The organism is Streptomyces sp. NPDC043738, assembly GCF_056436545.1.
This window is the reverse complement of the sequence record NZ_JBWKCJ010000006.1, coordinates 155,711-166,742: the sequence shown is the minus strand read 5'-3', so window position 1 is coordinate 166,742 and position 11,032 is coordinate 155,711. Positions and strand designations below refer to the sequence as shown.

Genomic DNA, 11,032 nt, shown 5'->3' with positions numbered 1-11,032 from the left:
AGGCCGTTTCATGGCAGAGGTACGTGTCCCGTTCCTCCTCGGGCACACCGAGATCGCCTTCCTCTTCCACATAGAGCGGCAGACGTCCCAACGGTGGCGGACGGAAGGCACGCTCGACGAGCCCGATCTGATCGCATCGGGCAATCCGTACTGGCTGTTGAGTACCGTCATGCGACTCGATGGCGAGGGCGATCGCGCGGTCGACCGGGAACGGTTGGCGACGTATAAAGCCGGTATCCCTCTCGGCTATGACCTACCGAACAAGGAACAACTCCCGGTTGTCGTTGGCATCCAGGAGGCAGCACGCGTTCTCGGTCAGGACGCGCAGGCGATCTCACGCTGGCGCAACCGGCAGCGGATCGCTGAGGCTGACCTTCTCCTTTCCGGCTCTCCGCTCTGGCTCCTTGAGACGATCCTGGACGACGGGCGGCAGCGACAGCGAACGATCGTTGCCGCCGAAGTCGCCGCCCTCCGTGCAGGACAGCGCCGTGCTCAGAAGCCTCGTGGCCGAAGGCTCACCGCCCCGGTGACGCGACCGCCTCGTCAGCCACGGCCAGCTCCACAAACCTTCACCAGCGCCGACCATGACGCCGCAGCCGAGTTCCTCGCGTCCGTCCTGGCCCAAGGCTATTCCGTCACTATCAAGCCTCAGCCATAGCCCTCGACCGGCATCCGCGTTCGCCGACAGCAGTGAGAGAAACACTTGCCCACTCGCTGCCCTATCCATACTCTCTCTCACATGACGATCTTGCAGCAGACCTCCGGAGCCCATCACGCCGATCCCACCGACTCCATTTCACGCGTCGCTTCCAGCAAGCCCAGCATCCGTCCGATGAAGGTCGTCTCCTACGGAGGCGGTGTCCAGAGCACTGCCCTTCTCGTGCTGGCCGCTCAGGGTGAGATCGACTTCCGCACCTTCCTGTTCGCTAACGTCGGCGACGACAGCGAGCACCCCGCCACCCTTGCCTACATCCGCGAGATCGCCATCCCGTACGCCACACGTGCGGGACTGGACGTCCACGAGCTCAAGCGGCGCCGCCGCGACGGGGCCGCGGAAACGCTCATGCAGCGGCTGAACCGGCCGGACACCCGGTCGATCCCCATCCCGGTCCGCATGGCCAACGGCGCTCCTGGCCGCCGCAACTGCACCGCCGACTTCAAGATCAAGGTGGTCGGTCAGTGGCTTCGGGAGCATGGCGCCACCGCTGAGGGCCCGGCGGCGGTCGGTATCGGCATATCGGTCGACGAAATCCATCGCGCCAACCGCCGGCGGAGGGAAGCCCACGAGGTCATCGAGTACCCCCTCCTCGACCTCGGGCTGCGCCGGGACGACTGCGAGCGCATCATCGCCGAGGCCGGCCTGCCAGTACCGCCCAAGAGCTCCTGCTTCTTCTGCCCCTTCCGCACCGTTGGCGCCTGGCGCCACCAGCGTCGGCACGAGCCCGAGTTGTTCGCTCAGTCGGTCCGACTGGAGGAGACAATCAACCATCGGCGGGCCGCACTCGGGCGGGATGCCGTGTATCTCACGAGGTACGGCATCCCCCTCACGCAGGCCATCCCCGACCGGGGCCCGGGGGTAGATGGCGTCGATGACGATGAGGGGGCCTGCGACTCCGGCTGGTGCATGACCTGATACCCGCCGAGCAGGCCGCGATGGGTGGGGCCCGCAGCCATGGGTGCGGGCCCCACCCACCATTTGCCCTGGCGTGCCGACGTGGCCGCCGCAGGGCCGCTCTGTGGCGGAGTCAGAGCTCGGGCGGCTCACCGGGCTGAAGGTGGAGGACGGCGAGGTACTCGCCGTAGGGCATCTCTTCATCCACCCAGCGGCTGCCGCCCGAGGAGTCGGGAATCCACATGCCGTCGAGAAGGTACTTGTCGTCGAAAACGGCGACGCGGTCCTCCTGCACCGCTGCCGCCATCAGTAGCTGTAGCCCCAGCAGCAGCACTGTGGAGGCTTCCTTGACCGCGCAGACCTCAGCGTGCCCGGTGGGAAAGACCTTCCCGTCCGCGTCGCTGTCCGGCTCGGGGACGAAAGCACGGCCGTGAACGACCATCTCGTGCAAGGCAATCGCCTGAGTCACCGCTGCCGCCACCGGCATGCCGGCGCCTGGCACCCCGTCCGGGGCATGTGTCCGCAGGTGGTCGGCGACCGCGCGAGCGTGCACTGGCCATGCGTCGGCATGATGGTGCAGCCGTTGTTCCGCGGCCTCGACTGCCAGTCCAGGCTCCGCAGCGTCCGGGTGCAGCAGCCGGCCGAATCCTTCAAGTGCTGCACGCAGATAGCCGAGACGGACCTGGTGCTGCTGCCACTCCTCCATCATCTCGGTCCAGACAGCGTCGAAGTCGAGGCCCGCCGAGCACATGCCGCCGTCGTCGTACGACATGTCCAACGTAACCGTGCGCAGGCCCTGGGCGAGTCGCAGCCACTTGTAGGCCGTATCCCAGCTGTTCTGTGCCCCGGGGAGGGCGGCAACGGCGGAGGCGTGCTCCACCCAGTCGGTGAGTTCACGGACGTGGTCCTCGGGCTCGGACAGCGCGAGGGCGGACAGCGTGCGGTATGAGGGAAGGCAGGGGCTCTGCATCCGGGTAGTGGTCATGGGTGGAGCGTGGCACACGACACTGACAATCGCTCCGGTGCCGAGAGCCGGTGCGACGCTCAGGTGCTGGTGGTGCGGCGTACGAGCCGGTGACCCCGCAACTCCCGCTCGCAGCGTACAAGTTCGCGCTCCCAACCCTCTTCCGTGCCGATCAGGTGCGGACTCTCGTAGAGGCCGGCGCGCACCTCGGCCTCCGTGAGCCTCCGGTACTTGGGTGCGTCGGGATCGTCCTCAGCAAGGAACTCGTGCTTACGGTGCAGCAGGGGACGATTGGTGGATTCCGCGTACGAGGTGAAGGAGGACTTGAGGGTCTTCAGGTCGACGGCGTACGAGGCCGCGATCCGCGGGTGGGGATCCGTGTCGAACTCGGGGTAGTCGAGCCAGCTGACGCCGCGACCCTGATGGCGGAGCTTGACGACGGACCACTCGCCAGGGCGGCCGGCAGCGATACTCGCGCACTGCTCGTACAGGCGCAGCACGGCCGGGATCCGGTGGAGCGCGCGGCGGTGCACGTACAGGGCGGTTGCGGTGAACTTACCGGCGATCGATCCGTTCATCGCCCGACGGACGTATGCGTCGTCACGCAACTTGAACAGCAGCCGATCCGCTCGCTGGCACGCCTCGGTGTACGAAGGGAAGAAGGCACGGATGTCCAGTTGAACCGGCAGAGGCAGACTGCTGACCGGGCCTCGGCCGTGAAACAGCTCCAGCGCGAGGAACAGCAGAGTGTCGAGGGCTCCACACTCGGCGCTCCGCTCGACCTTCACGGGGTCGGCTTCCTGCTCGGCAAGGCGCTTGAGCTCAGCGGGACGCAGGTGGCCGAGGAGGCTGATGATGGGTTGCGGCATTTCCTCCAGCTGAGGCATCCTGCCGCGCTGTTCGAGATGATCGACGACCGAGGTGATCGCCGAGGCGGTGTCCTCGGACGCCAGCCATCCCCCCTCGGGGGCGACCTGGCGGGCCAGGTAGCTCAGGCGGGCCGCATCGTCCTTGAACGCGTAAACGATGCCGGGCGCCGCCGACACGCAGCGCACACCGGTGGCTTCCTCGACGTAGTCGCGAAGCTCGCCGGCGGCGTAAAGGTGCTGGAAGGTGCGGCGCTGCGTGAGGATGCCGTCGCCGTACTCCGTGCCTTTGATCTGGTTGCGCTCCCACCTCAACCGCGCGGACACCACGAGCGCCGATTTGGCGAGGTCCCAAGCCCGTAGAAGTGTCTCTCGTCGTTCGGCGGGATTCTCAATGACGTTCAGGACATAGGTGAGAAGGACCACCTCGGCCAGCTCGCGCCGCCCGTCCGGAAAGTGCATCGGGTCCCACCCCGCGGCATCGAAGCCGAGGTACTGCAGTGCCCGTACATCGCCGCCACGCCCGCACCCGTAGTCCAGTACTCGCATGGCGGGTTCCAGCTGTAGGTCGCCGAGGGCGCGACGGGCCGGCATCGAGAGGCCGACTCGGCCGATCGCGGTCTGATGCCTCCGGCTGCTCCAAAGCTGCTGTGTCATCGGCATCCCCTGAATCCACGAACAGGCCAGCATGCGACAGCACCGAACCATACGGGACACCCGAGCCGATGACCGGTAGAAGCCACTACCTTTCGGATCTTGAGGGGGTGTGCTCCAAGGCGGGTGGGCCGGGTAGCCCCATCGCCATCGTGCATGAGATCTGTACCTCTGGCACAGTTCGAAGTTTCTGGGAAACCGAGCGCCAGGCGGCCCTGTTGTCGCCCTTGGAGTGATGGTTCCGGCGGTCACGGCCGGGGTAGCCGCCAGCTGTTCGAGCTAATCACTGGCGGGCAAGATGTGGGGCAACAAACAGCGCGGGATGACCGGTTGGCCAAACCGGCGATCCCGCGCACCATAGATAGTCCACCGCCGTACCCGGCCCCCACGTCGCGAGGCTCCACCCACGACCGCACGCGACACGAAGCGCAGCCCGCTACGAAGCAGGCAGCGGCAGCCGATCACGCCGCCCATAGCTTGCCCGGAACAGATGCTGAGCCCGCTCCACGTCCCGCGGCGTACGGAGCTGCACCTCCAGATCACCCGTCCTATGGTGACCGAGACCGGACACGTCTCGGGCGAAGCCCGGAATGAGGTCGACGTCCTCCGGGTGGCAGCGGGGAGTCTGCTCGGGTGGCTCATCCCCGCCCGTTCCCGGTCTGGAGCACGCCATCAACCCCGTCCTGGGCACCACGAGCCGACGCTTGCGCGCGAAGCTCAGTGGCTGAAGGCTCTGACCGAAGCCCCCGAGGTGACTCGCCAGCAGCTCACGGAGGCCGAACAGACGGCAACGGCTGAATTCGCCGCCCGCACGGACATCCAGTTCGCCCGCTCAATGGCAGCTCATCGCTCCCTTCGGCGAAGAGCCGGCCACGCACCGGTCGGCGCTACGCCGCCATCGCCGCGTACACACGGCCCGCGTCAGCCCCAGTTCGTTCGAGCGAATTGTTTCGAACCGCCCGTCGCTTACAAACGGAACTGACAACATGCCGCCGTCGTATGTCAACCTCAAGTCGAAGGCGGACCATTGGAGCGACAGGTCAATGAGCGGCAACTGTCAGTGCTGCAGTGGGTGGGAGCCGGGTGTCCCGCTGGCGTTTGGGCGACCAGCTCCTACAAGACCACGTGTCAGGCACTGCAGAACCGGGGCCTGGTCACTGTCTCCCGGAAGGGCGGGCAGTGGAGCGTCGCCCTGACGGGTGCAGGCCAGCACTACCTGGCGCACGGCACCTACCCTCCCCGCGGGTCACACCCCCGCAAGTCCCAAGCCACCGCTCCACGACCCCGGTCCCCCCGAGCGCACGAAACCCCGGCCGCCGGGCGGTCGCCAAGCCCTCCGTCACAGCCTCGTGTGACGTTCACGGAACAGCTGCTGCAGGAGCTCGCGGACGCCGGCGGCCGGATCGTCAAGAGCGGCAGCGGTCCGGACTTGGAGAAGTGGCCGTCCCGCGTCGCCGCGGCACGTAGGTCCGGAAGGGTCCCGGAGACGAAGGAGCTATGCGGGGGTTGGTGCCGTGGCGGGTACGAGATCAAGCTCGTCGACATCCCCGCCTGGCGCCTTACCGTCCTCAAACCCATCTCCGTGCCGTCGCGGCTCGCGCGTCCGCACACCGTGGTACGGGTCATGCAGAGCGAAACCCAACCGCTGGGCCTCACGAAGCCCGTCCAAGGACGTGCCCTCCGGCTCATCCAAGCGCTCATCACCGCTGCCGAGGCCACAGGACATTCCACTTCTGCTGGACGGACCGGCTTCGCTCCCCCGCCTCATCGCCGTCGCAGAGCATCTCCCCACTTCACCATCACCGCACGGAGCCAGGCCGTGGGGTTCCTTGTCCTCCAGGAGCAAGACCGGACCGAGCATGTCGCCACCGAGAAGGAACTCGCCGCGGCCAAGAAGGACTCCTGGGTCAGGATCCCCCACTTCGACTACACCCCGTCCGAACGGCTCCGTTTCGTGCTCAGCGGCGGCCAGCCGCACCGGGCGAGCGAATGGGCCGACACCCTCGGCCGCTCCCTGGAAGAGCAGCTCGCCGAGATCGCCCAAGAGGTCACTCTCCGCGGCGAGGACGCTGAACGCAGACGCCAGGACGAGATCGAAGCGGCACGCCAGAAGCGCATTCGCTGGGAAGCTGCCATGGAAGAAGCCCGCATCCGGTACGCGGAGGCGTACCGCATCAGGCACTTCGAAGCGCAGGAAGAGGCTTGGCGCCACGCCACCCGATTGACCGAGTACGTGAGCGCTGTGCGCACGCGAGTCGAGGCCATGCCGCCGGGGCAGGCCAGAACCGACGCCGAAGCATGGATCAGCTGGGCAACGGCCACCGTCGAGCGCCTCGACCCGCTGAGCTCACCACCCCGGTTGCCCGATGTCCCCGAACCGCAAGCCGACGACCTAAGGCCCTTCCTCGGCCACTGGAGCCCTTACGGACCGACCTATTGAGCGCCCGCTCCGCCAACGTCCGGCCCGCCGAACTACGGCATGCAGGAACTCGGCCGAGTTTCCTTCAAGTTCCTGCAAAGACAGCCCGCAGGAAACACGCCCTCCACCTGGCACGACCTGCACGATCAGTCAGGTGACGCCCCGTCAGAACGAGCGTCATTCGAGCGTCACGAGCGTCAATTCAGCGTCAAGATATCGCCCGTAACGCCCACAACGCACATAATGCGCACACACGAAACCGCAGGTCAGGCGCCCTTGGCCGCCTTCTCCAGCACCACAACGCACTCCACATGATGCGTCATCGGGAACACATGGAGCCAGTCAGCGAACCGCCCGTTCTGTGCTTCACCCTCCACCTCGGCGTTCTGGGCCGTAGGGACTCCACTCTTTCAGGTGCGCCTTGAGCTCGTCCGGCGTCGGCTCCCCTGGAGTTGGCATCTCCGGAAGCTGGTTCAACGGGTCGATCTCACACACGAATTCACGTGCCCACTCCAACCAGCGTCTGGCCGATTCCAGAGCCGAGGCGTCCACGATGCTGCCCGGTTCGGCAAGACGCCGTTCCAGAGCATCGCAGTACGCACCCAGTACGGCGGCCTCCTGCCAGCGTCCGACCTCCTCGCGAAGCACCTCGGCGAGTTGATCCCGAACAGCGCGCTTCTTCGCCTCCTCCATGGCCGTACGCCGGCGAGCCTCCCGCTCCGCCCTGGTCCGCTCCTCGTTCTCTCTGCGCTGAGCGTCCTCCAGCGCTCGCGCCTCGATCTCCCCGAGAATTACGCCCAACACATCCTCAAGCGCCCGGGCCTTCCGATCGCGCCAGCGGCCCGGCCGACCGGATCGGCCATGGTCAAGCTCGACGACGAGACGCGCGGACCGCTCTGGTTTCGTGGACTGCGGGAACTCCTGCCTGACAGTGGTGGTGCACGGGAAGCCATCGACAAGCACGTCCACTCCGCCCTCGCGCCGCGAATAGTACGATCGGCCCTGCCTGACCTCGTACCCTCGCCGTACTGCCTCGGCAGCCAGCGCCTGCAGCATCAGGAGTGAACGGCGACGGAGCACCGGGGGAATGACCAGCTGTCCATCATCGTCCCTGAGAGCAGCCACAGCTGGATGGAGGGAACTCAGTCGTGCGGGAACCGGAACCACCGGGGAGTCGGTCTTCGGACGCTGACTCCGTGCGTTGGGATGCGGGCCTTCGGCGAGGAACATCTCCAGCCCGCGTGTGCCGAAGCGGGCCTTTTCGATGCGTCTGCCTTGCGGTTCCAGACCGTGCCGCTTCGCGTAATCGACGACGCGTCGCCATTCCGCGACCTCGTCGTCATCGGGGTCGGCAAGGCGGACCCGCCCCTCGGCAACCAGACGATCGACCAGCTCCTGGGCCTTCGCCCGTCGAGCACGCGCGATGGGCCGTTCACTGTACGGCGTCGGATTGCGCTTTGGACCCGTCGCTTCGCGCCGTGCTCGGCCCTTCGCCAGCCCCGAAGGTCCGACGGGCGCCACCTGAACGCCGTCGTCCGCGAACGCCGGATCGTCAGGATGACGACCGTGCCGAAGGTAGAACCGGCCGGCCGCAGTGACCTCCGCGTGGACATCCCCACCACTCTTGCTGACCGTCAGCAGACCACGGTCGCGCAGGGCATAAGCCGAGCGCCATTCCCCCGGCGCCCAGGCTCCACGTTCTTCACCGGCCGCGAGCCGCTCCAGAAGCGCGCGCTGGCGTTCGTTCAAGGCGGACCACCGATGCACGAGCCCCAGCCCACACCGCACCCCCTCACCCTGTATAGAGCCGAAAGAGCGGACCTCGGCAGTGGGAGTTCCCTGGGACTTTTCTGGGACTTCCGGCTGCACCAACGGGCACGAGCGTGAAACAGCCGAAAGACCATCCGCGCAGGTCAGCGACGTGTATCCACCCATCGCAGCAGGTCACGGCGCCCCCTGGTCTCTTCCGGGACATCTGACGAGAGAATGCCGCTGAGCCAGAAGCGGCGGACTCCCCCGTGCGGGCCCACCCGACCCGGCCCCTGACGACAAGCACTGGCCAGGATTCCCCCGGGAAGCCTGGCCAGTGGTCTTTCCGTTGCCCTGCAGGGGCCGGGTGACGACGCCCGGCCCCTGCCGAAGGGCGAAAGCGGGCCCTGGGCACCCAGCCGGTGACGCGGATGCCCGGGGCCGTCGCGGACTCTTAGTAGCCCTTGTCTTCCTTGCCGTCCTTGTCGTCCCGGCCGTCCTTGCCGCCGCCGTCGCCGAAGGCGTTGTTGCAGCCCATCGACGAGCCCATCTTGGTCTCCTGGGCACCCGGGGCGCCCTCGCCGCCGAGCGCGTTGCCCAGCACGCCGTTGAGGATGCCGACCTCGCCGAGGACGTCGACGTTCAGGTCGTGCGACCGGCAGGAGCTGCCCTGCTTGATGTTGAACTCGGTGCGGCCCTTGTGCTGGCCGCCGTCGGCGGAGGCCGAGCCGGCGCCGAGGAAGGCGACGCTGCCGAGGACGGCCGCCACGACGGCAGCCTTACGAAGCTTGTGCATGTCATCTCCGGTGTTCTGAACGGATGCGATCAGTAATTGATCAACCTCGTACAGTTACGAAAGGCTAATCGGAAAGTCCCCATCCGCATCGAGCGACGCGCCGAATCTGGGCGCGGCCGCGGCACACCGGTCAGCGGCGCCCGCAACGGCGCGCGGTCTCGGCGTGGTCGGCGTTGTCGGGCTTCCCGTGCGAGGGCGGCGGCGTCCGGGCCGAACACCGCATGCGGCACGCCGCGTTCGTGCAGCGGGGGATACGGGAAGGCGCGGGCCTGGTGCCTCCGCCCGGGGCGGGAGGGGCGTCGTCGAACGTCGGGGGGGGCGAAGGGCGGTCAGCCCAGCGCGCCCGCCTGCGGTGTGAGGACGACGAACTCCGCGCCCGAGGAGTCGGTGCAGACCGCGAGCCTGCCGACGTCCTCGGCGGTTTCCGGCCCCATCGACAGCGTGCCGCCGTTGCCCGTCACCAGCCCGACCGTGGCGTCGCAGTCCTTCGAGACGAACACCGGGTGCCAGTACGGCTTTCCGCCGGGCCCGAGCAGGTCGGCGGGGACGCCTATGAGGCCGCCGTGCATCCGTTCCTCGCTGCAGTTCGCGGGGCGGAGCAGGGTGTAGGTGCCGCCGCCTCCGGGGAGCTGCATGTCCTGGGTGTGCCAGCCGAAGACGGTCCGGTAGAAGGTCTGCGCGGCGGCCGGGTCGGTGGTGTACAGCTCCGTCCAGCCCAGAGTGCCCGGGCCGTCCGCGGCCTCGATGCCCGGATGTCTCGCCGGCTGCCAGACGGCGAACTCCGCGCCCTGCGGATCCGTGAGCTGGGCGAGCCGGCCGTCGTCCGCCCCCACCGGGGCCGGCGCCGAGCGGACCGAGCCGCCCGCCCGGGCCACCGCCTCGACCGTGGCATCCGCGTCAGGGGTCTGGAAGTAGATCGTCCAGGCGGAGCGGGCGCCGTCCTCGGTGAGCGGGCCGACCGCGCCCACCGCCTTCCCGTCGAGCCGGAAGAGGGTGTATCCGCTCGCGCCCTGCTCACCGTGCGGTTCGGCCCGCCAGCCGAACACCGCTCGGTAGAAGGCCGCCGCGACCTCGACATCGGGCGCACCAAGATCGATCCAGCACGGGGAGCCAGGGACGAAGTCAGTAGTGATCATGACGATTCCCTTCGCGGATCCTTCGTGATTTCAGCCTGACATCCGCCACTGACACTCGCCCGTCGGCCGCCCACCGCCCGGGATTCGGCCTGCGGGCGTCCGCTTGCTAGCCTGACGCGCGCTCGTCAAGGAATCCCGCATCGAGGGGCCCGGCGGGCGCGTCATCAATCGGGTACGCGTACGGCTACGCGTACGCAGCGGCCGCCCACGGAGGCGGCCGCTTGTCACGGGGGAGAACTCGGGATGAAGATTCGCCATGTTCGCGCTGTCGCCGTGTGCGCGCTGGTGGTCGTCGCGCTGACCGGTGCGCGCGGTTCGCACGGTGGCGGCTGCGGCGGCAGCCACAGCTCCAGCAGCTCCAGCAGCAGCTCCGGCGGCGAGTACAGCTCCGGCAGCACGTCCAGCGGCGGATACAGCAGCTCCGGCAGCACCACCAGTGGCACCACCACCAGTGGCACGACCACCGGTTCGCCGTCCTCCGGTTCCACCACGCCGCCCGAGTCGGACATCCGCATCACCGACTGCCAGGTCGACAGCGCGGCCGCCACGCTGACCGCCAAGCTGAGCGTGACCAACGGCAACTCCACGAGCCCCGCGACCTACAACGGCAGTGTGCGGTTCACCGACGCCTCCGGCGGCTACGTCGGCGTCGTGCAGATCTCCTCGCTCAAGGTGGCCGCGGGCCAGACCCTGCCCACCACGGTGACCGGCACGTTCATCAAGAGCCCCAGCGAGCAGGGCACGTTGTCCGGCAAGTGCACGCTGGGCAGCGTGTGGAAGGTCAACGGCTGAGGCCTCAAGGGTCGGGCCGCGCGGCGGAGTCCGGTACCGGCACG

Annotated in this window: 9 protein-coding genes; 4 read left to right on the top strand and 5 right to left on the bottom strand. The window is 67.9% G+C overall.

Annotation, left to right across the window (positions count from 1 at the left end; translation table 11 throughout):
• The first annotated feature begins 10 nt into the window (after positions 1 to 10).
• Complete coding sequence (locus AC0680_RS11275; protein ID WP_478626936.1) at positions 11 to 658, top strand: hypothetical protein; 648 nt, start codon at positions 11 to 13, stop codon at positions 656 to 658.
• A gap of 174 nt (positions 659 to 832) precedes the next feature.
• The gene (locus AC0680_RS11270; RefSeq protein ID WP_478627121.1) at positions 833 to 1,633 is read left to right on the top strand and encodes an adenine nucleotide alpha hydrolase family protein; all 801 of its coding nucleotides are present in this window, start codon (positions 833 to 835) and stop codon (positions 1,631 to 1,633) included.
• A gap of 112 nt (positions 1,634 to 1,745) precedes the next feature.
• Here the strand turns inward: AC0680_RS11270 and AC0680_RS11265 are convergent, their stop codons facing one another.
• Positions 1,746 to 2,597 carry a hypothetical protein gene (locus AC0680_RS11265; RefSeq protein ID WP_478626934.1) on the bottom strand — a complete coding sequence of 284 codons (852 nt, stop codon included), beginning with the start codon at positions 2,595 to 2,597 and terminating at the stop codon, positions 1,746 to 1,748.
• A gap of 59 nt (positions 2,598 to 2,656) precedes the next feature.
• Complete coding sequence (locus AC0680_RS11260) at positions 2,657 to 4,099, bottom strand: DNA phosphorothioation-associated putative methyltransferase (protein ID WP_478626931.1); 1,443 nt, start codon at positions 4,097 to 4,099, stop codon at positions 2,657 to 2,659.
• A gap of 1,348 nt (positions 4,100 to 5,447) precedes the next feature.
• Between AC0680_RS11260 and AC0680_RS11255 the strand changes: the two genes are divergently transcribed.
• Positions 5,448 to 6,536: a hypothetical protein gene (locus tag AC0680_RS11255; RefSeq protein WP_478626928.1), complete on the top strand. Its 1,089-nt coding sequence runs from the start codon at positions 5,448 to 5,450 to the stop codon at positions 6,534 to 6,536.
• A gap of 345 nt (positions 6,537 to 6,881) precedes the next feature.
• Here the strand turns inward: AC0680_RS11255 and AC0680_RS11250 are convergent, their stop codons facing one another.
• The 3 genes from AC0680_RS11250 to AC0680_RS11240 all read right to left on the bottom strand — a co-directional run bounded on the left by AC0680_RS11250 (position 6,882) and on the right by AC0680_RS11240 (position 10,196).
• Positions 6,882 to 8,264 carry a hypothetical protein gene (locus tag AC0680_RS11250; protein ID WP_478626925.1) on the bottom strand — a complete coding sequence of 461 codons (1,383 nt, stop codon included), beginning with the start codon at positions 8,262 to 8,264 and terminating at the stop codon, positions 6,882 to 6,884.
• Positions 8,265 to 8,718: 454 nt separating this feature from the next.
• Positions 8,719 to 9,060: a hypothetical protein gene (locus AC0680_RS11245; protein ID WP_478626924.1), complete on the bottom strand. Its 342-nt coding sequence runs from the start codon at positions 9,058 to 9,060 to the stop codon at positions 8,719 to 8,721.
• A 329-nt stretch (positions 9,061 to 9,389) separates the two neighbouring features.
• On the bottom strand, positions 9,390 to 10,196 hold the full coding sequence (locus AC0680_RS11240; protein ID WP_478626923.1) for a VOC family protein: 807 nt from the start codon (positions 10,194 to 10,196) through the stop codon (positions 9,390 to 9,392).
• 243 nt (positions 10,197 to 10,439) lie between these two features.
• Here AC0680_RS11240 and AC0680_RS11235 point away from each other — a divergent pair, with 243 nt between their 5' ends.
• Positions 10,440 to 10,988 (top strand): hypothetical protein, encoded by a 549-nt coding sequence (locus AC0680_RS11235; RefSeq protein ID WP_478626921.1) that lies wholly within the window; start codon positions 10,440 to 10,442, stop codon positions 10,986 to 10,988.
• Positions 10,989 to 11,032 lie beyond the last annotated feature (44 nt).

Excerpts from the sequence above, each read along its gene's own strand:
- AC0680_RS11275 (WP_478626936.1), top strand. The coding sequence starts at position 11 with ATGGCAGAGGTACGTGTCCCGTTCCTCCTCGGGCACACCGAGATCGCC.
- AC0680_RS11270 (WP_478627121.1), top strand. The coding sequence starts at position 833 with ATGAAGGTCGTCTCCTACGGAGGCGGTGTCCAGAGCACTGCCCTTCTC.
- AC0680_RS11265 (WP_478626934.1), bottom strand. The coding sequence starts at position 2,597 with ATGACCACTACCCGGATGCAGAGCCCCTGCCTTCCCTCATACCGCACG.
- AC0680_RS11260 (WP_478626931.1), bottom strand. The coding sequence starts at position 4,099 with ATGACACAGCAGCTTTGGAGCAGCCGGAGGCATCAGACCGCGATCGGC.
- AC0680_RS11245 (WP_478626924.1), bottom strand. The coding sequence starts at position 9,060 with ATGCACAAGCTTCGTAAGGCTGCCGTCGTGGCGGCCGTCCTCGGCAGC.
- AC0680_RS11240 (WP_478626923.1), bottom strand. The coding sequence starts at position 10,196 with ATGATCACTACTGACTTCGTCCCTGGCTCCCCGTGCTGGATCGATCTT.
- AC0680_RS11235 (WP_478626921.1), top strand. The coding sequence starts at position 10,440 with ATGAAGATTCGCCATGTTCGCGCTGTCGCCGTGTGCGCGCTGGTGGTC.